General features: G+C 70.9%; 23 protein-coding genes. 19 read left to right on the forward strand and 4 right to left on the reverse strand.

Going from position 1 to position 18,540, the window contains the following annotated elements; genetic code table 11:
* The first annotated feature begins 4 nt into the window (after positions 1 to 4).
* The 15 genes from hemB to ACFFQA_RS14875 all read left to right on the forward strand — a co-directional run bounded on the left by hemB (position 5) and on the right by ACFFQA_RS14875 (position 11,993).
* A complete protein-coding gene (gene hemB, locus ACFFQA_RS14805) occupies positions 5 to 982 on the forward strand; it encodes a porphobilinogen synthase (protein ID WP_377852515.1) in 978 nt (325 codons plus the stop codon).
* Complete coding sequence (locus ACFFQA_RS14810) at positions 964 to 1,500, forward strand: hypothetical protein (protein ID WP_377852516.1); 537 nt, start codon at positions 964 to 966, stop codon at positions 1,498 to 1,500. The genes hemB and ACFFQA_RS14810 overlap by 19 nt, the downstream gene beginning before the upstream one ends.
* A 57-nt stretch (positions 1,501 to 1,557) precedes the next feature.
* Complete coding sequence (locus ACFFQA_RS14815) at positions 1,558 to 2,082, forward strand: hypothetical protein (protein ID WP_377852517.1); 525 nt, start codon at positions 1,558 to 1,560, stop codon at positions 2,080 to 2,082.
* A 23-nt stretch (positions 2,083 to 2,105) separates the two neighbouring features.
* Positions 2,106 to 2,603, forward strand: a complete 498-nt coding sequence (locus ACFFQA_RS14820; RefSeq protein WP_377852518.1) for a hypothetical protein — start codon at positions 2,106 to 2,108, stop codon at positions 2,601 to 2,603.
* Positions 2,604 to 2,626: 23 nt separating this feature from the next.
* A complete protein-coding gene (locus ACFFQA_RS14825; protein WP_377852519.1) occupies positions 2,627 to 3,097 on the forward strand; it encodes a hypothetical protein in 471 nt (156 codons plus the stop codon).
* Positions 3,094 to 3,534, forward strand: coding sequence for a hypothetical protein (locus ACFFQA_RS14830; protein ID WP_377852520.1), 441 nt, complete (start codon positions 3,094 to 3,096; stop codon positions 3,532 to 3,534). The genes ACFFQA_RS14825 and ACFFQA_RS14830 overlap by 4 nt, the downstream gene beginning before the upstream one ends.
* Complete coding sequence (mce1N, locus tag ACFFQA_RS14835; protein WP_377852521.1) at positions 3,534 to 3,992, forward strand: transport-regulating membrane protein Mce1N; 459 nt, start codon at positions 3,534 to 3,536, stop codon at positions 3,990 to 3,992. Before ACFFQA_RS14830 ends, mce1N begins: the two co-directional genes overlap by 1 nt.
* A 13-nt stretch (positions 3,993 to 4,005) precedes the next feature.
* Positions 4,006 to 4,314: a hypothetical protein gene (locus tag ACFFQA_RS14840; RefSeq protein WP_377852522.1), complete on the forward strand. Its 309-nt coding sequence runs from the start codon at positions 4,006 to 4,008 to the stop codon at positions 4,312 to 4,314.
* A 90-nt stretch (positions 4,315 to 4,404) separates the two neighbouring features.
* Complete coding sequence (gene hemL / locus ACFFQA_RS14845; protein WP_377852523.1) at positions 4,405 to 5,742, forward strand: glutamate-1-semialdehyde 2,1-aminomutase; 1,338 nt, start codon at positions 4,405 to 4,407, stop codon at positions 5,740 to 5,742.
* A 20-nt stretch (positions 5,743 to 5,762) separates the two neighbouring features.
* Positions 5,763 to 6,368, forward strand: a complete 606-nt coding sequence (locus ACFFQA_RS14850) for a histidine phosphatase family protein (protein WP_377852644.1) — start codon at positions 5,763 to 5,765, stop codon at positions 6,366 to 6,368.
* Complete coding sequence (locus ACFFQA_RS14855) at positions 6,365 to 6,937, forward strand: TlpA disulfide reductase family protein (RefSeq protein ID WP_377852524.1); 573 nt, start codon at positions 6,365 to 6,367, stop codon at positions 6,935 to 6,937. Before ACFFQA_RS14850 ends, ACFFQA_RS14855 begins: the two co-directional genes overlap by 4 nt.
* 124 nt (positions 6,938 to 7,061) lie before the next feature.
* Entirely contained in the window at positions 7,062 to 7,856 is a 795-nt protein-coding gene (locus tag ACFFQA_RS14860) for a cytochrome c biogenesis CcdA family protein (RefSeq protein ID WP_377852525.1), read from the forward strand.
* Entirely contained in the window at positions 7,856 to 9,457 is a 1,602-nt protein-coding gene (gene resB / locus ACFFQA_RS14865) for a cytochrome c biogenesis protein ResB (RefSeq protein WP_377852526.1), read from the forward strand. Before ACFFQA_RS14860 ends, resB begins: the two co-directional genes overlap by 1 nt.
* Positions 9,454 to 10,413, forward strand: coding sequence for a c-type cytochrome biogenesis protein CcsB (ccsB, locus tag ACFFQA_RS14870; RefSeq protein WP_377852645.1), 960 nt, complete (start codon positions 9,454 to 9,456; stop codon positions 10,411 to 10,413). Before resB ends, ccsB begins: the two co-directional genes overlap by 4 nt.
* A 188-nt stretch (positions 10,414 to 10,601) precedes the next feature.
* Complete coding sequence (locus tag ACFFQA_RS14875) at positions 10,602 to 11,993, forward strand: nucleotide-binding protein (RefSeq protein ID WP_377852527.1); 1,392 nt, start codon at positions 10,602 to 10,604, stop codon at positions 11,991 to 11,993.
* 66 nt (positions 11,994 to 12,059) lie between these two features.
* Here the strand turns inward: ACFFQA_RS14875 and ACFFQA_RS14880 are convergent, their stop codons facing one another.
* Positions 12,060 to 12,239 carry a hypothetical protein gene (locus ACFFQA_RS14880; RefSeq protein WP_377852646.1) on the reverse strand — a complete coding sequence of 60 codons (180 nt, stop codon included), beginning with the start codon at positions 12,237 to 12,239 and terminating at the stop codon, positions 12,060 to 12,062.
* Between the two features lie 534 nt (positions 12,240 to 12,773).
* On the opposite strand from ACFFQA_RS14880, the gene ACFFQA_RS14885 reads away from it, so the two are divergent.
* A complete protein-coding gene (locus tag ACFFQA_RS14885) occupies positions 12,774 to 13,757 on the forward strand; it encodes a LysR family transcriptional regulator (protein WP_377852528.1) in 984 nt (327 codons plus the stop codon).
* Positions 13,758 to 13,788: 31 nt separating this feature from the next.
* Here the strand turns inward: ACFFQA_RS14885 and ACFFQA_RS14890 are convergent, their stop codons facing one another.
* Positions 13,789 to 13,992: a BldC family transcriptional regulator gene (locus tag ACFFQA_RS14890; protein ID WP_377852647.1), complete on the reverse strand. Its 204-nt coding sequence runs from the start codon at positions 13,990 to 13,992 to the stop codon at positions 13,789 to 13,791.
* A 178-nt stretch (positions 13,993 to 14,170) separates the two neighbouring features.
* On the opposite strand from ACFFQA_RS14890, the gene ACFFQA_RS14895 reads away from it, so the two are divergent.
* The 3 genes from ACFFQA_RS14895 to cds1 are packed head-to-tail and all read left to right on the forward strand — an operon-like array spanning position 14,171 to position 16,079.
* The gene (locus ACFFQA_RS14895) at positions 14,171 to 14,662 is read left to right on the forward strand and encodes an Lrp/AsnC family transcriptional regulator (RefSeq protein WP_377852529.1); all 492 of its coding nucleotides are present in this window, start codon (positions 14,171 to 14,173) and stop codon (positions 14,660 to 14,662) included.
* Between the two features lie 9 nt (positions 14,663 to 14,671).
* The gene (locus ACFFQA_RS14900; protein WP_377852530.1) at positions 14,672 to 14,965 is read left to right on the forward strand and encodes a DUF4229 domain-containing protein; all 294 of its coding nucleotides are present in this window, start codon (positions 14,672 to 14,674) and stop codon (positions 14,963 to 14,965) included.
* A gap of 25 nt (positions 14,966 to 14,990) precedes the next feature.
* Entirely contained in the window at positions 14,991 to 16,079 is a 1,089-nt protein-coding gene (cds1, locus tag ACFFQA_RS14905) for an L-cysteine desulfhydrase Cds1 (RefSeq protein ID WP_377852531.1), read from the forward strand.
* A gap of 230 nt (positions 16,080 to 16,309) precedes the next feature.
* Here the strand turns inward: cds1 and ACFFQA_RS14910 are convergent, their stop codons facing one another.
* Both ACFFQA_RS14910 and ACFFQA_RS14915 read right to left on the reverse strand, forming a co-directional pair.
* The gene (locus ACFFQA_RS14910; protein ID WP_377852648.1) at positions 16,310 to 17,182 is read right to left on the reverse strand and encodes a 1,4-dihydroxy-2-naphthoate polyprenyltransferase; all 873 of its coding nucleotides are present in this window, start codon (positions 17,180 to 17,182) and stop codon (positions 16,310 to 16,312) included.
* Between the two features lie 120 nt (positions 17,183 to 17,302).
* On the reverse strand, positions 17,303 to 18,508 hold the full coding sequence (locus tag ACFFQA_RS14915; protein ID WP_377852532.1) for a DUF8814 domain-containing protein: 1,206 nt from the start codon (positions 18,506 to 18,508) through the stop codon (positions 17,303 to 17,305).
* Positions 18,509 to 18,540: the final 32 nt, after the last annotated feature.

The raw sequence follows: 18,540 nt of genomic DNA on the forward strand, positions 1-18,540 counted from the left end.
CCCCGTGTTCCCGACACATCGCCCGCGCAGGCTGCGCCGCACCCCGGCCCTGCGCAGGCTGGTCGCCGAGACGACCGTCGAGCCTCGTCAGCTCGTGCTGCCGATGTTCGTCAAGGAGGGCGCCCGCGAGCCGGTCGCCATCCGCTCGATGCCCGGAGTCTTCCAGCACACCCGTGACTCGCTGCGCAAGGCAGCGGCCGAGGCGGTCGATGCGGGGGTCGGCGGGCTGATGCTCTTCGGCGTCCCCGAGCGCCGCGACGCAACGGGCTCCGGCGGGATCGACCCCGACGGCATCCTCAACGTGGCGCTGCGCGACGTCCGCGCCGAGGTCGGCGACGCCACCGTGATCATGTCCGACTGCTGCCTCGACGAGTTCACCGACCACGGCCACTGCGGGGTGCTCGCCCCGGACGGCACCGTGGACAACGACGCCACCCTGAGCGTCTACGGCGAGATGGCCGTCGCCCAGGCCGAGTCCGGCGCCCACCTCATCGGTCCCAGCGGCATGATGGACGGCCAGGTCGGCATCATCCGCGAGTCGCTGGACCGCGCCGGGCTGCTGGACACCGGCATCCTGGCCTACGCCGCCAAGTACTCCTCGGCGTTCTACGGACCGTTCCGCGAGGCCGTCGAGTCGCAGCTCAAGGGTGACCGCAAGACCTACCAGCAGGACGGCGCGAACATCCGCGAAGCGCTGCGCGAGGTGCAGCTGGACCTCGCCGAGGGCGCGGACATGGTGATGGTCAAGCCCGCGCTGGCCTACCTCGACGTCGTGCGCGCGGTCGCCGAGATCTCCGACGTCCCCGTCGCGGCCTACCAGATCTCCGGTGAGTACGCGATGGTCGAGGCGGCCGTGGCCAACGGCTGGCTGGAGCGCAGGCCCACCGTGCTGGAGACGCTGACCTCGATCCGCCGGGCCGGCGCGGACATCATCCTGACCTACTGGGCAGTGGAAGCGGCGCAGTGGCTGAGCCAGGGCTGACCCCGGCGCCGTCCGTCCCGCAGCCACCCCAGCCGCTGCACCTGGCCAGGGTGCTCTGGATCGCCAGCACCGTGGTGAGCATGGCGCGCTCGATGACCAAGCTCGCCGACCGCGAAGCGATCATGAACCAGCTGCAGGTCATGCGGCCGGAGCTGACCTTCGACCAGGTGGACTCCGCCGCGTCCGCCTCGGTGTTCCTCGGGCTGGCCATGTCGCTGGGCTTCGTGGTGATCTACGCGTGGCTCTCCGGCCGGATGCTCGCCGGGTTCCCGTGGGCGCGGATGGTGCTGGTGACCTTCGGCCTGATCAGCGTGGTCATGGGCGTGATCGGCCTTGCCGGTCTCGCCGGTGGCGTCGCCGCGACGGCAGGGCTCCAGGTGACGGCGCTGGACGTGGTCTTCGGCCTGGTCATCCTGGCTGTCGACACCACGGCGCTGCTCCTGATGTTCCGCAGGGAGTCCCTCGACTACTTCGCGAGGATGGCGCCGTTGCGCGCTCCGCACCGCCCTCCGCGCTGAGCTACCCGGTCGGGGGACTTGGGTAACGAGGGCTTCGACGGGTCGGATGTCGGGAGTGTGAGCAGCGCTTCCGACTCCGGCCTGCCGCGCGCTCCGGAGATCGACGACCACCGCCCAGCGCCGAGGCCGCCGCGCGAGGTGGTGATCTCGTTCTGGGCGTGGATCGCGACGGCGGTGCTGGAGGTCGCGCTCATCCCGCTGGTGATCTCCGACCGGAGCCTGCTCGCCGACGAGGCGCTCAGCGAGGAGCGGGCCAGCGCTGTGCTGCGCGGCGAGACCCTGGAGCTCGACAGCGGGTTGCTGCGGATCGGCGCGGGGATCGCCATCGGGCTGGTCTGCGTCGCCGTGCTCGCGCTCGCCGCCGCCTACGTGTGGTTCGCGGTGCGGATGCGGGCCGGGCGGAGGTGGGCGCGCGGGGTGCTGGTCGTGCTGACCCTGGTCTCCGCCGTGTCCTCGTTCTGGGCCGACACCGACTGGTACGGCATGAGCATGGTCGCGCTGTCGGTCTTCGCGGCCTTGTTGATGACCATGCCGACCGCGAACGGCTACTTCGCGGAGTGCCGGCTTCGTGGACAGGCTTGATCGGGCGGCTCTACGGTTCACGGATGACCACTCAGCACGAGAACGCCGCTCCGCGTCCGAGGACGGTCGAGGTCGCGTTCTGGCTCAGTGTCGTCAGCGCGCTCAGCGCTTTCGTGTCGCTGGCCTACTTCATCTCGCTGCGCCAGGACATGCTCGACAGCCTCACCGCCGCCGTGCAGCAGCTGGACGCCGTCCCACCGGAGCGCAAGCAGGACTTCGTCGAGAACGCGGTGAACCTCTCGATCACGCTGGCGGTCATCGTCGTCGGTGCTGTCGGAGTCCTGTTGCTGGTGTTCGCGTTCATGATGCGGCGCGGGAGGAACTGGGCCCGGATCGTGCTCACGATCGTGGCCGTGCTCGGTCTCGGCGGGATGACCACCAACGTCAACGGCGTGGTCCTCAGCTCACCCGGCCCGCTCGCGTTGATCACGTTCTTCGTGAACGTCGCGGTGATCGTGCTGCTGTACGTTCCGCCGTCCAACCGCTACTTCGCGGAGCACCGGCTCCGTGGACAGGCTTGATCGGGCGCCTCTACCGTGCACGCGTGACCACGCCCCAGCCGCGCCCGAAGACCGTGGAGGTCGCGTTCTGGCTCAGCGCCGGCATCGCGGTCGTCGCGTTCGTGGTGTTCGGGGTCGTCTTCTCGGCGCTGCACATCGTCAGCTCCCTGATCGGCGCGAGCGACGAGGTGGAGACCGTTCCGCCCGGCGGGCGGCGGGAGTTCATCGAGGACGTGATGGGTGGCTCGATCCTGTTGTCCCTCGTCGTCTCGGTGGTCGTCGGCGGCTTGGTGCTGACGACCGTGGCCATGATGCGGAGCGGGCGGAACTGGGCCCGCGTCGCGGTCACGGTCCTGATCGTCGCCGGTCTCGGCTGGCTGGCCACCAGCGGCCACGGCGTCGACCTCCGCTCGCCGAGCGCTTTCGCGCTGGTGACGGCCCTCGCCAACGTCGTTGTGGTCGTGCTGTTGTACGTGCCCCAGTCCAACCGCTACTTCGCGAGGCCCAAAGCATGAGCAATGACCCCACCGCATCGGTGAAGTCCGTGCGCACCGCCGTCGCGGTGTGGCTGGCGCTGGCCACCTTCTGCACGCTCGACGTGCTGATGACGTGGTTCGAGCACGCCGCGCTGCGCAGGTCGCTCGTCGACTCCGGCATCGCCACCCCGGACAACGTCGATGTGCTGCTGAACAACGTGCTGTGGCAGAAGACCGTGTTCCAGCTGGCGTTCGCGGTCGTCTACATCGTGCTGGCGCTGCTGCTGCGCAGGGGACACGCGTGGACCCGGATCGCGTTGATCGCGGTCTCGGTGTTCCAGGTGTTCCTGTTGCTCTCGGGTGGGTCGCTCAACCCCGTGGTGATCCTGATCCTCGCGCTGGCCACCGGCGCGTTGATGCTGACCTGGCGACAGTCCACAACGGACTGGCTGGCCGCCGTCCGCGCCGAGCGGTGATGCGCCCGGGCTTCGACGAGCCCGCGCCCGTGCTCTACACCGAGCGCGGGGCGAGTTGGTGGCCGGTGCTGTGGGGCCCCGCGTTCTGTCTCGTCGGCGCTGTCGTTGAGCTGGTCGCTCCTGGCGGGATGGGCCTCGCCACCTGGGGGCTGGTCGCGATCGCGTTCGCCGTCGCCGCGGCGGTGTGGGTCCGGGCCCGGCGGACCATCGGGCTGGTGTCGCTGACGCCGTTCGTGCTGCGGCAGGGCCGGGAGGACCTGCCGGTCGAGCGGATCGAGGCGGTCACCGACGTCGGCGCGCAGGTCGGGGCGCGGGTGCTCGGCGGGGGGTGGAGCGTGCCGAAGGGCACGACCGCGCTTCCGGTCCGGCTCGACGACGGCACGGTCGTGCTGGCGTGGGCGCGCGACGCGCAGGCCCTGCGGGACGCCCTGATCCGGTTGCTCGACCGTCCCGCGTGAGAAGCTAGGCGACATGGTCGAGCCCCGCCTGCACCAGCCCAAGCGCTGGTGGATCGTTGCCGTGGAGGTCGTGCTCGCGGTCGTGTTCGTCCTCATCGCCGTGTGGGCGTGGCGGCGCGGCATCGTGCCGATGGAGTACCCCAGGCAGGGCGGCGCGCCGTTCCAGCTGGAGCGCCACGAGGGGCAGTGGTGGCTGCTGTCGGTCGCGCTGTGCGTCGCGGCCGGGCTCGCGCTGATCGACGCGGTGCGCCAGACGATGCTCGCCAAGCGCGGGAAGTTCGAGCCGGAGCCAGAGGACCTCGTGCTCGGCCGCATCGCCTGACCCACCTGCCCCGGCGTCGGTGACACCCGCGTGGGGCATGTCACGGGGGCTCGTGCCGGAGCCCGCCGTGCCGGTTGCCACACTGGTGGGGTGACCGCGACGCCAGCGAACAACTCCGGTTCCGAGACTTCCGCCGCCTTGTTCAAGCGCGCGTCCGCCGCGACGCCGGGCGGGGTGAACTCGCCGGTCCGCGCCTTCCACTCGGTCGGCGGCACGCCGAGGTTCATGGTTCGCGGCGAGGGCCCGCACCTGTTCGACGCGGACGGCAACCGCTACGTGGACCTGGTCGCCTCGTGGGGCCCGATGATCCTGGGCCACGCCCACCCCGCCGTGGTGGAGGCCGTCCAGCGGGCCGCCTCCTCCGGACTGTCCTTCGGCACCCCGACCGAGGGTGAGATCGAGCTCGCCGAGGAGCTGATCGCCAGGGTCGGGCCGGTCGAGCGGGTCCGGCTGGTCAACTCAGGCACCGAGGCGACGATGAGCGCCATCCGCCTCGCGCGGGGCTTCACCGGCCGCCGCAAGGTGGTCAAGTTCGCCGGGTGCTACCACGGCCACGTCGACGCGCTGCTCGCCCAGGCCGGTTCCGGCGTGGCCACACTCGGCCTGCCGACCACCCCCGGAGTCACCGGTGCGCAGGCCGAGGACACCCTCGTGCTGGCCTACAACGACCTCGACGCGGTCCGCGCGGCCTTCGCCGAGCACGGCTCCGACATCGCCTGTGTGATCACCGAGGCCGCCGCGGGCAACATGGGCGCCGTCGCGCCGGAGCCGGGCTTCAACGCCGGGCTGCGCGAGCTCTGCCACGCCAACGGCGCCCTGCTGATCATGGACGAGGTGATGACCGGCTTCCGCGTCTCCCCGGCGGGCTGGTTCGGCGTCGACGGTGTCGCCGGTGACCTCTACACCTTCGGCAAGGTCATGTCCGGCGGCCTGCCCGCCGCCGCGTTCGGCGGTCGCGCCGACGTGATGGCCAAGCTCGCCCCTGCCGGTCCCGTCTACCAGGCGGGCACGCTCTCCGGTAACCCCGTCGCGGTCGCCTCCGGCCTGGCCACGCTGCGCGCCGCCGACGCCGAGGTCTACCGCGCGCTCGACACCAACGCCCGCAAGCTCGGTCTGCTGTTCACCGACGCGCTCACCGCCGAGGGCGTCGCGCACCGCGTGCAGTACGCGGGAAACCTGGTCAGCGTCTTCTTCACCGAGGAGCCGGTGCGCGACTACGAGGCCGCGAAGGCCGCCGAGACCTGGCGCTTCCCCGCGTTCTTCCACGCGCTGCTCGAACGCGGTGTCTACGCGCCGCCGAGCGCCTTCGAGGCGTGGTTCGTCTCCGCCGCGCTGGACGACGACGCGTTCAACGTGATCACCGAGGCCCTGCCGCACGCGGCGGCAGCGGCGGCAGCCGCGCGCAAGCCCGAGGAGGACAAGGCGTGACCAAGACCGTCGTCCACGTCATGCGGCACGGCGAGGTCTACAACCCGCAGGGCATCCTCTACGGCCGCCTCCCGGGTTTCCGCCTCTCCGGCGCGGGACAGCAGCAGGCCAAGCTCGTCGCGGAGTTCCTCGCCGACCACGACATCGTGCACGTGGTCGCCTCGCCGCTGGAGCGCGCGCAGCAGACCGCCCGCCCGCTGGTCGAGTCGCACCAGCTGGAGCTGGCCATCGACGACCGGCTGATCGAGTCGGAGAACAAGTTCGAGGGCCTGCGGGTGGCGGTCGGCGACGGCGCGCTGCGCTCGCCCGCGCACTGGCCGAAGCTGTACAACCCGTTCCGGCCGTCCTGGGGCGAGCCGTACTTCAAGATCGCGCACCGGATGCTCGGCGCCGTGCAGCGGGCGCGGGCCATCGCCACCGGCCACGAGGCCGTCGTGGTCTCCCACCAGCTGCCGATCTGGACGCTGCGCCGGTTCCTGGAGGGCAGACGGCTCTGGCACGACCCCCGGCGGCGGCAGTGCTCGCTGGCGTCGTTGACCTCGCTGGTGTTCGAGGATGAGCAGTTGGTGCGCATCCGCTACGCCGAGCCGGTCGGCAAGACCGATCCGAGGGTGACCGGGGCATGAGGCTGCGAGCGGCGCTGGTCGCGATCGGGATGCTCGTGCTCGCGGGCTGCGGCAGCGGCAGCGCCGCGCCGGACGAGTTCACCTTCGTCGCCCCCGGCGGCCAGCTGAAGATCTTCTACGACGGCGAGCAGCGCAAACGGCTGCCGGCGCTGGAGGGCGAGAGCCTGCTCGAGGAGGGCAAGACGATCAAGGTCTCGGACTACCGGGACAAGGTCGTCGTGCTCAACCTCTGGGGCGCGTGGTGCGTCGCATGCCGGACCGAGGCCGACGACCTGGAACGGGTGCACCAGCAGACCAAGGACTCCGGTGTGCAGTTCCTCGGGATCGACCTGCGGGACCCCTCGCGCACCGCACCGGCCGACTTCGTGCGGGACCGGGGCATCACCTACCCGTCGATCTACGACCCGGCCGGGCGGTCACTGCTCGCGCTGCGGAACTACCCGCGCAACGTCGTCCCGTCGACGATCGTGCTCGACCGGCAGCACCGGGTGGCCGCGGTGCTGCTGACCGACCTGCTCGACACCGACCTGCTGCCCGTCGTGCAACGGATCGCCGCCGAGCCGAGGTGAGCACGGCACCCCGTTAGCTGGGCATAAGCCCACCGGCTCCGCCCAGGTGGGCCGCGACACAGTTTTTCCTGGTAGGACCACCCGCCGGAGGTGTCTTCGGGTGGAGTACCTACTCTGAACTGTCGTGAGCCCCACCGAGATCGCGCAGTCCGGCCCCTTGCTGCTGGCCGTCGCGGTCGCACTGCTCGCGGGCGCGGTCTCCTTCGCCTCGCCGTGCTGCATCCCGCTCGTTCCCGGCTACCTCGCCTACCTGGCCGGGCTCACCGGCGCGGAGGCCCCACCGGTGACCGCCGACGAGGCGGAGCGGCGCGCGGCCAACCGCGCGGGCCGGTGGCGGGTCGTGCTGGCCGCGCTGCTGTTCGTCGGGGGCTTCACCGTCGTCTTCGGGCTGGCCACGATCGCGGTGCTCGGACTCTCCGACGCGATGTACGGCAGCGCCGACGTCCTCCAGCGCGTCGGCGGCGTCATCACCATCGCGATGGGGCTGGTGTTCCTCGGTTTCATCCCCGCGCTCCAGCGCGACGTGCGCATCCACCGCCAGCCCGCCAAGCGCGGTCTGTGGGGCGCACCGCTGCTCGGCGCGGTCTTCGGGCTCGGGTGGGCTCCGTGCCTCAGCCCGACCCTGATCGGCGTGATGGCCGTGGCGACGGGCACCTCCGTCGGTCCGACCACGCTGCGCGGCGTGGTGCTCGTGCTGGCCTACTGCCTCGGCCTCGGGCTGCCGTTCGTCCTGCTGGCGCTCGGCGCGCGGTGGGCGCTGCGGAGCGCGGGCTGGCTGCGCAGGCACACCAGGGGCGTCCAGCTCACCGGCGGCGTGCTGCTCGTCGTTGTCGGTCTGATGCTCGTGACGGGAACCTGGGCCTATCTCGTGCAGTGGCTGCAGATCACACTGATCAGCACGACGGAGCTGCCGATCTGATGACCACCGACCAGAAGGCGCCACCGATGAAGCAGGGGCCAGTCGCCGCGGGAATCGCGTTCCTCCGCAACACCTGGCGCGGCCTGACAAGCATGCGCACCGCGCTGATCCTGCTGTTCCTGCTGGCGTTGGCCGCGCTGCCGGGGGCGTTGCTGCCGCAGCGGCTCACCGCGGGCGACAAGGTCGGGAAGTTCTTCGACGACAACCCCAACCTGGCGCCGGTGCTGAACCGGCTCGGGCTGTTCGACGTGTTCGGCAGCGTCTGGTTCTCCGCGATCTACGTGCTGCTGTTCATCTCGCTGGTCGGCTGCCTGGTGCCGCGAACCGTCGAGTACGCCAGGCAGATGCGGGCCAAGCCCGTGCTGACCCCGCGCAACCTGGCGCGCATGCCGCACCACGCGAAGTCCACTGTGGACACATCGGCTGAGGACGTCGTCGCCGCGGCGCGCACCCGCCTGCGCGGCTGGCGCACCGAGGTCCGGGTCGAGGACGACGGCTCGCACACGATCAGCGCGGAGAAGGGCTTCCTGCGCGAGGCGGGCAACCTCGTCTTCCACTTCGCGCTGATGGGCATGCTCGTCGCGATCGCCTTCGGCAAGATGTTCGGCTTCGAGGGCCAGGTGATCATCCGCGCCGGGGACGCGCAGGGCTTCTGCAACTCCGGCATCTACGCCTACGACAGCTTCCGCCCCGGCCTGCGGATCGACGGCACCGAGCTGACGCCGTTCTGCATGAAGGTGGACGACTTCACGGCGACCTTCCTGCACAACGGGCAGGCCGACAGCTTCCGCGCCAACGTGTCCTACCAGGACGTCGACGACCTGGAGACGGGCACGTGGCGGCAGGCCGCGCTTGAGGTCAACAGCCCGCTGCGGCTGACCGGCGGGACCGTCTACCTGCTCGGCCACGGCTACGCGCCGCGCTTCACGGTGACCTTCCCCGACGGGCAGAAGCGCACCGAGGCGACCCAGTGGCAGACGATGAACACCGTCACGCTGCTCTCCCAGGGGGCGACCAAGTTCGACCCGCCCGGCGTGACCGACCTGGAGAAGCGGCGCACCGGCCAGCTCGCGATCACCGGCCTGTTCGCGCCGACCGCCGCGTTCGAGGGCACCCTGATGAGCTCGGTGTTCCCCGACCTGAAGGACCCCGCCGTCGCCGTCGACGTGATGCGCGGCGACCTCGGCAACGAGTCCGGCAAGGGCCAGTCGATCTTCGAGATCGACAAGTCCATGGTGGACAGCGGAAGGCTGAAGAAGGTCGCAAGGCAGAACATGCGGGTCGGCGAGGAGATCGTCCTCGACGACGGCACCCGGATCCACTTCGACGGCGTCGAGCGGTGGGTCGGCGTGCAGGTCGGCTACGACCCCGGCAGGCTCGGCGTGCTGGTCGCCGGAGTCCTGGTGCTGCTCGGCATCGGGGCCTCGCTCAGCATCAAGCGCCGTCGCGTGTGGCTGCGGGCCACCCCCGCGCCCGATGGCACCGAAAACGCACGTACCGTGGTCGAGGTCGGTGGGCTGGCCCGCACCGACCAGGCCGGTTACGGCGAGGAGTTCACCACGCTCGCCGCGGATCTGCTGCGGCCCGGGAAGGAACGCTGATGGTCAACCCGAACCTCGCCACGTTCAGCGACTGGTCTTTCAACAGCGCGCTGGCCATCTACCTCGTCGTACTCGTCCTGCACGCCGCGGAGTACGGCTTCACCCGCAACCCGGACCGCAAACGCGAGCGCGCGCTCGTCGCGGCCGGTGGCCCCGAGGTCGCGCCGGAGCCGAGCACCACCTCCACGATCTCCGAAGGCCGCACCCTGCCGGAGCGCCTCGGCCGCACCGCGGTGGCGCTGACGGTGCTCGCCGCCGTCCTGCACGCGGCGTCGCTGCTGCTGCGCGGACTGGCGACGCAGCGGGTGCCGTGGGGCAACATGTACGAGTTCGGCTCGGCGATCTGCCTGGTCGCGGTCGTGTCGTGGCTCGTGGTGCTGCGCAAGCACGACGTACGCCACATCGGCGCGTTCGTGATGCTGCCGATGATGCTGCTGCTGTTCGTCGCGGGGAAGCTGCTCTACGTCGAGGCCGCGCCGCTGATGCCCGCGCTGCGCTCGTACTGGATCACCATTCACGTCTCGGCCGCGATCCTCGCCAGCGGCGTCTTCCTCGTCTCCGGTGTCGCGTCGCTGCTCTACCTGGTCCGGTTGCCGCACGAGAACAACCCGGAGCGCTTCGCCACGATGGGCCCGAGGCTGCCGGCGGCGGACGCGCTGGACCGGCTGTCCTACCGGCTGACCGTCTTCGCGTTCCCGATCTTCACGTTCGGGATCATCGCGGGGGCGATCTGGGCCGAGTCGGCGTGGGGCCGCTACTGGGGTTGGGACCCCAAGGAAACCGTCTCCTTCATCGCCTGGGTGATCTACGCCGGGTACCTGCACGCGCGGGCCACCGCGGGCTGGCGCGGTTCACGTTCCGCGTGGGTCAACGTGCTCGGGTTCGTGATGATGGTCTTCAACCTGTTCTTCGTGAACCTGGTGACCACGGGGCTGCACTCCTACGCCGGCGTCTGACCCCGAGTCAACGCCGTCTGCCTCGGACGACTAACGTCGGCGCGGGGTCGGGGAGGTCTCGGCCCGAGCTCTGCGATGCGGCGAGCGCCTGGTCGCGAGAACATCGCCCAGTGATGCTCGGGGAACCCGGGAGCGGGTTGGCCCGTCGCACGCACGACTCACTCGTCGCCCGAGGAGGGACTCCAGCGGTGACCGGACGCCACGAGGACCCCGAGTCTCGCCAGGACGCGCACTGGACGCAGCCCCAGGGCGGCGCCCAGCAGCAGCCCGCGTGGACCCCGCCAGCCGACCCGCCGACCGAGACCGTGCCCACGGCCGCGCAGGCCAGCGACCCGACACCCTCGGGACCGCTGCCGGTGCAGAGCCCGTCCGGCCCGCACCAGGTCGCAGGCAACCATTCCGGGCCGTACCCGGTGCAGGGCAACCAGTCGGGTCCGTACCAGGTCAGCGGCAACCAGTCGGGTCCGTACCCGGTCGCGGGCGGCCCGTCCGGCCCCTACCCGGTGCAGGGCAGCCCGTCCGGGCCGTACCCGCCGCCCCCGGCGGGCTACCCCCAGCAGCAGCCGCCGCCCGGCTACCTCCAGCAGCACGGCTACCCGCAGCAGCCGCCCCCGCCGCCGCAGCAGCACCAGGGCCGCCACCAGGCACAGGACCTGTCCTCGGCGCAGCTGCTCAAGCAGACCAAGAGACCGCCGCAGTCCGGTTGGCGCCGTGCCGTCTACGTGGCGAGCGGTCACCTGGTCAACCTCGGTGAGAGCACCACCGACCTGCACCGCCGCGAGCTCATCGCGCGGATAAACCAGCCGGTCCAGGGTTGTTACAAGATCGCGATGCTCAGCCTCAAGGGCGGCGTCGGCAAGACCACCACCACGGCCAGCCTCGGCTCCACCTTCTCCTCGCTGCGCGGGGACCGGGTGATCGCGGTGGACGCCAACCCCGACCGCGGCACGCTCGCGCAGAAGATCCCGCTGGAGACCACGGCCACCGTGCGGCACCTGCTGCGCGACGCCGGGCGCATCCGCCGCTACAGCGACGTGCGGGCCTACACCTCGCAGGGCCCCAGCCGGCTGGAGGTCCTGGCCAGCGAGCAGGACCCGGCGGTCTCGGAGGCGTTCAGCGAGGACGACTACCGCCGCACGGTCGACCTGCTCGAGCTCTTCTACAACATCGTGCTGACCGACTGCGGCACCGGACTGATGCACTCGGCGATGAAGGGCGTGCTCGACCTCGCCGACTCGCTGGTGATCGTCTCCTCCGGCTCGATCGACGGCGCCCGCAGCGCATCGGCCACGCTGGACTGGCTGGACGCGCACGGCTACCGCGACCTGGTCGCCCGCTCCGTCGCGGTGATCAACTCGGTTCGCCCGCGCTCCGGCAAGGTCGACCTGGACAAGCTCTCCGACCACTTCGCCTCGCGCTGCCGCGCGGTCTGCCGCATCCCGTTCGACCCGCACCTGGAGGAGGGCGCGGAGATCGAGCTGGACCAGCTCGCCCCGGAGACCCGGCTGGCCATGCTGGAGCTCGGCGCCGTCGTCGCCGACGACTTCCCGCACGCGGTGGCCCGCGCCCGCTCCAGCTGACCCGGACAGCGGAAAGGGGCGTCCCCACGTGGGGACGCCCCTTTTCCGTCTGGTCTCAGCCCGCTGCTACTGGCCCTCCTCGGGCTCCCTGCGCTCGCGGCGCTTGCGCTCGTCCAGCCTGCGCAGGAACTCCGGGTCGTCATCCGGCGCGAGAGTAGCGCTGCGCGGCTTACCGGACTGCTGTTCGGGGCCGAAGGCCCGCCACAGCAAGGCGGAGATGGTCACCGCACCGATCGCCGCCAGCATGTACAGGTACAACACCGCTGCCTCCTCCCACGTCCGACACAGCCGAGGTTAGCCCCGCTCCGCCGACGTCGTCCCGGGTCTCTCGCCGACCAACGCAAAAATCCCGGTCCGCTCACCGACCACTGTAGTGATCGGTGAGCGAACCGGGGGTGAAGTCCCTACCCGGTGAACGTCCGCCGCCGCAGGTTCACCGGGTAAAGGAGGGGCGAACCGGGTCCAAAGCCCGCCCCACGAGCGACGTGGCGCGCCACGGGACTCTCGGCCACCGTCCAACGGGTCCCGTCGGTCCCCCTGCCCTCGCAAGGGGCTCACGACCACCGGAACCCGTTGTCGTCCCGAGGCTGCTGCTCGCCGCCGCTCCGACAGTGCCGGCGCCGGGGACCGCGGGCGCCGCGATCGCCGACCGGCACTGCTCCACTTGGCTGCCGGTCATCTCCTTCCGGGTGGAATTCCCGCCACCTGTGAATGACTGAACCCAAATATGACCCGTTGAGCGGAGGGGCGCACATCCCAGCTGCCCATAACATCCGCGTTATGGAGCTTGAGGTGAGGCACCTCAGAGTTCTGCTGACCGTCGCGGACACCGGCAGCGTGTCCAGGGCGGCGGCCACCCTGGGGCTTTCTCAACCGTCGTTGTCCGCCCAACTGCAACGCATCGAGCGCACCATGGGCATTCCGCTGTTCGAGCGGTCGCCCAGCGGGGTCGAGCCCACCGCGTACGGCCGGTACGTGCTGGCCAAGGCGCGGACGGTGCTCGCCGAACTGGACGAGCTGCGGTCCTGGACCGCGCAGTTGGAGGTGTGCGAGCAGCCGATGCTGCTGCGCATCGGGGCCGTGCCCGGACCGATCGCCGCCAAGCTCGCGCTGAGCCTGCGGCGGGCGTTCACCTCGCTGCGCCCGGACACCGAGACCGAGGTCTACAGCCACGCCGAGCAGTCCTCGCTGGCGCTGCTGCGGATGATCGACTCCGACCGGCTGGACGTGGTGGTCGTCGAGCAGTTCGCCGGGCACGAGCTGCCGACGCTGCCGTCCGTGCGGCGGATGGAGCTGGTCGCGGTGGAGCCGGTCTTCGTGGCCCTCGGCGACCAGCACCCGCTGTCGGGTAAAGCCGAGATCGACCTCGCCGACCTCGCCGAGGAGTCGTGGATCATCGATCCGCTGCTCGACTCGGGGGAGTCGGCGCACCTGCGCAGGGCCTGCCAGCGCGCGGGGTTCGAGCCGAGGATCCGGCACCACGCCACCGAGACCACCGCGGCGCGCAGCTTCGTCGCCAGCGGGCAGTGCGTGAGCCTGGCCCAGGCGACCTCGCGGGAGGGGCTGGGGATCGTGGTGCGGCCGCTGGTGGGAGATCCCATCGTGCGGCGGCTGGACGTGGCATGGTCCAGCGAGCGGTTCGCGGAGAACGGCGAACTGGTCCGGCTGGCGGCGGCGGACGCCTACCTGGGGCTCGTCGAGTACAACGACAGCTTCGCCCGCTGGTGGGAGACCCACCCGGAGGCGCACCCGGCCATCGGCTGACCGGCCGGGTGCGTCGCCTCAGGTTCCGGTGTCAGGTGGCTTCCGTGGTGAGCTCGGCCAGCAGCGAGTTCACCTCGGACTCCCGGAAACGTCGGTGTCCGCCCGGCGTCCTGATCGAGCCGATCCGGCCTGCGGTCGCCCACCGGGTGACCGTCTTCGGGTCGACCCGGAACAGCGTCGCCACCTCACCGGGAGTCAGCAGGCGCTCGTTGGACGGACGAACTGCCGCACGCATCGTTGTCACGGTGTCCTCCCCACCTCAGTCGTGATCTCCGAGTTGCACGACGCATCGTGGCACCTGATGCCCCGGGTACTCGAACGTTTGTCCGCAGGTAATGGGTAGGTAAGGGACGAAACGTGCGCTTCGGGCAGGTCTGACCATCCGGACGGCGAGCCTCTACGCTCTTGCGACCATGGACGCTGTCGACCGAAGGATCATCGCGGCGCTGCGCGACAACGGCAGGGCCACCTACGCCGAACTGGGCAGGCAGGTGGGGCTGTCCGCGTCCGCGGTGCACGAGCGCGTTGGCAAGCTGGAGTCCTCCGGCGTGATCACCGGCTACCACGCGATGGTCGACCCGAGCGCCGTCGGCCTCGGCGTGACCGCGCTGGTGGGGATCCAGCCGACGGACACCGGTGACGACGACGAGGTGGCCGCCGCGCTCGCGGAGCTGCCCGAGGTCGAGAGCTGCTACGCCGTCGCGGGCGACGAGGCGTTCGTGGTGAAGGTCCGGGTGGCCACCGTGGACGAGCTGGAGCGCGCACTGGGGCGGCTGCGGCGGATAGACGGGGTGGCCCGCACCAGGACCACGGTCGTGCTCTCCACGCGCTTCGAGGGGCGGCCGAACACCCCCGGCTCGGTGGGTGAACCGCCGGTGACGAGTGCGACGCAGCCCGGCGCGTAACCTGAGGGCGTGTCCGAAACAGAGCAGCAACAGCCCGTCTCCAAGGCCGCGCTGACCCGCGACCTGGTGCTCTACACCGTCGCCCGGTTCGGCACGGTCGCGGTGGTTGCGGCGCTGCTGGCGCTGGCGCACGTCCCGCTGCTGGTGGCGCTGCTCGTCGCGCTCGTCGTGGCGCTGCCCGCGTCCCTGGTGATCTTCAAGGGGCTCCGGGTCCGCGTGGCGACCGGGCTTGCCGAGGTCGGTTCCCGCCGCAGGGCCGAGCGCGAGGCCTTCCGCGCCCAGCTCCGGGGCGAGACCAGCTAGCACTCGCCGACGTAAGGTCCCCGGTATGCATCTGGATCGGTGTTGCGAGAGCACCAGGGACTGGGTCAACGAGGCCGTTCGGATCATCGACGCCGACGCCAACCGCAGCGCCGACACGCACCTGCTGCCGTATCCGTTGCCCGTGGAGTGGGGCATCGACCTCTACCTCAAGGACGAGTCCACCCACCCGACCGGCTCGCTGAAGCACCGGCTCGCGCGGTCGCTCTTCCTTTACGCGATCTGCAACGGCTGGGTCACCGAGGGCACGCCGGTGATCGAGGCGTCCTCCGGCTCCACGGCCGTGTCCGAGGCGTACTTCGCGCGGCTGCTCGGACTGCCGTTCATCGCCGTGATGCCCCGCTCCACCAGCAAGGAGAAGATCGGGCTGATCGAGCGGCAGGGCGGGCGCTGCCACTTCGTCGACCAGGCGGGCGCGCTCTACGAGGAGTCCCACCGGCTGGCCGCCGAGCTCGGCGGGCACTTCATGGACCAGTTCACCCACGCCGAGCGGGCAACGGACTGGCGGGGCAACAACAACATCGCCGAGTCGATCTTCGAGCAGATGGCGCTGGAGCGGTTCCCGGTGCCGGAGTGGGTCGTGGTGGGCGCGGGCACCGGCGGCACCGGCGCGACCATCGGCCGCTTCGTCCGCTACCGCAAGCTGCGCAGCAGGCTCGCCGTGGTCGACCCGGAGTTCTCGGTGTTCTTCGACGCCTGGCGGGACAGCGAGCCCGGCCTCGTCGGCGAGCGCGGCTCGCGGATCGAGGGCATCGGCCGTCCCCGCGTGGAGCCCTCGTTCGTCGGCCAGGTCATCGACCGCATGATCAAGGTCCCGGACGCGGCGTCGATCGCGACGATCCGGCACGCGGAGGACCTGCTCGGCAGGCGCGTCGGCGGGTCGACCGGGACCAACCTGTGGGGCGCGTTCCAGCTCATCGCGCAGATGCGGGCGCACGGTCGGCGCGGCAGCGTGGTGACGCTGCTCTGCGACGGCGGTGAGCGCTACGCCAACACCTACTACGACGACGCCTGGCTGGCCCAGGAGAAGATCGACATCGCCCCGTACACGCAGGTGCTGGAGAAGTTCCACAGCACCGGCGAGTGGGCGGGCTAGCGCGGTTCGCCCGGACAGGCCCGCGCCCTGTCCTCCAGGAAGCGGAACACCCCGTCGCTGACGCCCACCCCTTCACCCTCGAAACCCACCACGCGCCCCCCTCCTTTTCGCGTTTTGTAGCCTTGATGCGAATTGGGAGCGCTCTTTCGCGCAACAAGGTGACAAAACGCGAAAACCTCGACCACGCGAGGCCATGCGAGGCCACGCAGTGCTGCCCCTGGGGCCGGGTTCTAGCCCAGCGCGAGGCCGATGGTGGTGCCGATCGCCCAGACCAGCATCGCCATCCCCGTGTCGCGCAGGACCGGGATCAGCGCCAGCCCGGTCCCGCCGCGCAACACCTTGCTCAGCGCCGGGAGCGCGACCGGCAGCGCGAGGAAGCCGAGCAGGGTGAGCGGCTGGCGCATGCCCAGCAGCACGGTCATCAGGAACGGCACGGCGAGCACGGCGGTGTACAGGCTGCGGGTGTCGCGGTCGCCGAGCCGCACCGCGAGCGTCCGCTTGCCGGTCTCGGTGTCGGTGGGGATGTCCCGCAGGTTGTTGGCGATCAGCACGGCACTGGAGAACGCGCCGACCGCGACGGCCGCGCCGATCGAGACGCCGCTGACCATGTCGGCCTGCACGTAGAGGGTGCCGAGCACGGCGACAAGGCCGAAGAAGACGAACACGGCCAGCTCGCCGAAGCCCGCGTAGCCGTACGGCCGCTTGCCGCCGGTGTAGAACCACGCGGCGATGATGCTCGCGGCCCCGATCGCCAGCATGATCCACTGCTTGGTCAGCACGACGACGCCGAGCCCGATCACCGCGGCGAGCCCGAAGCACACCCACGCGGCGATCAGCACGGACTTCGGCTTTGCCAGCCCGGAGCCGACCAGGCGCAGCGGACCGACCCGTGCTTCGTCGGTGCCGCGGATCCCGTCGGAGTAGTCGTTGGCGTAGTTCACGCCCACGATCAGCGACAACGACATCATCAGCAGCAGCCCGGACAGCAACCACGAGAAGCCGCCGACGCCGTACGCCGCGCCGGAGCCGACCAGCACGGGGGCGATGGCGTTGGGCAGCGTGCGCGGGCGAGCGCCCTCGATCCACTGGGCGAGTGAGGCCATGCGGGACATCTTGCCTCCAGCACTTGCCACACCGGCTCCTCGGGGGCTCCGGCTGCCCCGAAGGACCCCTCAGCGCGCTGAAGGGTCCTTCGGGGATTGGGGGAGGGGCGTGGAACCGGGTCAGCAGGTCGCCACGGAGGCGACGCCGGAGACCTGGGCCTTGGCGACGTACATCTCCTTGTGGATGCGGAGCCAGATGTTGGAGTTGCCCTGCGGGCCCACGACGCTGTCGCCGGAGACCTGGCACTCCACCTGGACGCGGGCGAAGTTGCCCGCCATGCCGACCTGCGCCGCGCTGCCCTTGGGCGCGTTGCGGACGTCGACCGGTCCTCCGGTGCTGCGGACCGTGCCGAAGGTGCCCGTTCCGGTCCACAGGTAGGTCGCGGTGACCCAGCCGTTGTCCTTGAGCTTGAGCCCGTCCCAGAACGTGCCGTCGCCCAGGTCGATGCCCGCCGGGTTCTGCACGGCGCGGCCCTTGAAGTCCTTACCGCCGTTGTACTTGTCCTGGTATGCCGCCTGGGCCTGCGGCTTGCCCTGGGGGAGGTCCTTCCACGCCTCCCGTGAGGCGTTCCAGTAGTCGTCGTTGATGTTCCAGGGACCCTTGTCCCACACCGGGGCCCACGCGCAGCGGCTGGCCGTGCAGACCTTCACGCTGTAGGTGCCGGTGTTCTTCGTGGCGAGCGAGCGGCCGGACGGCAGCGCGACGAAGTGGTCCCGGCTCTTGATGACGTGCCCGTTCGCGGTCTTGCCGCCGACGAGTCCTTCCCGCGTCGCGTAGACCTTGTAGCTCTTGGCCTCGCCGCGCTGCTCCCCGGCCGAGGTCTGGGAACCGGAGTCGGCGGTCAGCCGGACTCCGCGCACCTCGGGGCCGCGCCGGTCGGCGCCGGCGACCATGGCGATGCGGACCTGCACCCGCTTGGTCGGCTCCGGCAGCACGGCCGGGGCGGAGGTCCACTCACCCCACTCCCCGCCAGCCAGCTCGCCGCGCAGGTCCACGGAGAGCTCTGCGTCGCCGGGCACCGACGCGTCCACGGCGGCGGCGATCCGGGTGGCGGGCGTGGACAGCTCGTGCGGCGGCAGCACCAGCGAGCCTTCGTCCCGGTCGCGCAGCGCGCTGGCCGCCCGCACCGGCTCGCCCGCCAGCTTCAGCGCGCCGTCGGCGAAGCGGACGTTCGCGTCGTCGTCGGTGATCTGGGCGAGATCGGCGGTCCAGGTCGTCTCTCCCGGGCCTGCCAGCGCGGCCGTACCCGAGGTGAAGAGGCTGGTTCCCAACGCAGCGCAGAGGGCGGCGCACGCCGCAACTCGCCGCAGTCTGGTCGAGGCCATGACTGCATCTCCGTTCCCAGAACGCGTGTCGC

It is taken from the genome of Allokutzneria oryzae (assembly GCF_042429765.1).
Classification (GTDB): Bacteria; Actinomycetota; Actinomycetes; order Mycobacteriales; family Pseudonocardiaceae; genus Allokutzneria; species Allokutzneria oryzae.

Excerpts from the sequence above, each read along its gene's own strand:
- ACFFQA_RS14840 (WP_377852522.1), top strand. The coding sequence starts at position 4,006 with ATGGTCGAGCCCCGCCTGCACCAGCCCAAGCGCTGGTGGATCGTTGCC.
- mce1N (WP_377852521.1), top strand. The coding sequence starts at position 3,534 with ATGCGCCCGGGCTTCGACGAGCCCGCGCCCGTGCTCTACACCGAGCGC.
- ACFFQA_RS14880 (WP_377852646.1), bottom strand. The coding sequence starts at position 12,239 with ATGCTGGCGGCGATCGGTGCGGTGACCATCTCCGCCTTGCTGTGGCGG.
- ACFFQA_RS14895 (WP_377852529.1), top strand. The coding sequence starts at position 14,171 with ATGGACGCTGTCGACCGAAGGATCATCGCGGCGCTGCGCGACAACGGC.
- ACFFQA_RS14910 (WP_377852648.1), bottom strand. The coding sequence starts at position 17,182 with ATGGCCTCACTCGCCCAGTGGATCGAGGGCGCTCGCCCGCGCACGCTG.
- resB (WP_377852526.1), top strand. The coding sequence starts at position 7,856 with ATGACCACCGACCAGAAGGCGCCACCGATGAAGCAGGGGCCAGTCGCC.
- ACFFQA_RS14855 (WP_377852524.1), top strand. The coding sequence starts at position 6,365 with ATGAGGCTGCGAGCGGCGCTGGTCGCGATCGGGATGCTCGTGCTCGCG.
- ACFFQA_RS14820 (WP_377852518.1), top strand. The coding sequence starts at position 2,106 with ATGACCACTCAGCACGAGAACGCCGCTCCGCGTCCGAGGACGGTCGAG.
- cds1 (WP_377852531.1), top strand. The coding sequence starts at position 14,991 with ATGCATCTGGATCGGTGTTGCGAGAGCACCAGGGACTGGGTCAACGAG.
- ACFFQA_RS14885 (WP_377852528.1), top strand. The coding sequence starts at position 12,774 with ATGGAGCTTGAGGTGAGGCACCTCAGAGTTCTGCTGACCGTCGCGGAC.
- ACFFQA_RS14830 (WP_377852520.1), top strand. The coding sequence starts at position 3,094 with ATGAGCAATGACCCCACCGCATCGGTGAAGTCCGTGCGCACCGCCGTC.
- ACFFQA_RS14890 (WP_377852647.1), bottom strand. The coding sequence starts at position 13,992 with ATGCGTGCGGCAGTTCGTCCGTCCAACGAGCGCCTGCTGACTCCCGGT.
- ACFFQA_RS14915 (WP_377852532.1), bottom strand. The coding sequence starts at position 18,508 with ATGGCCTCGACCAGACTGCGGCGAGTTGCGGCGTGCGCCGCCCTCTGC.
- ACFFQA_RS14850 (WP_377852644.1), top strand. The coding sequence starts at position 5,763 with ATGCGGCACGGCGAGGTCTACAACCCGCAGGGCATCCTCTACGGCCGC.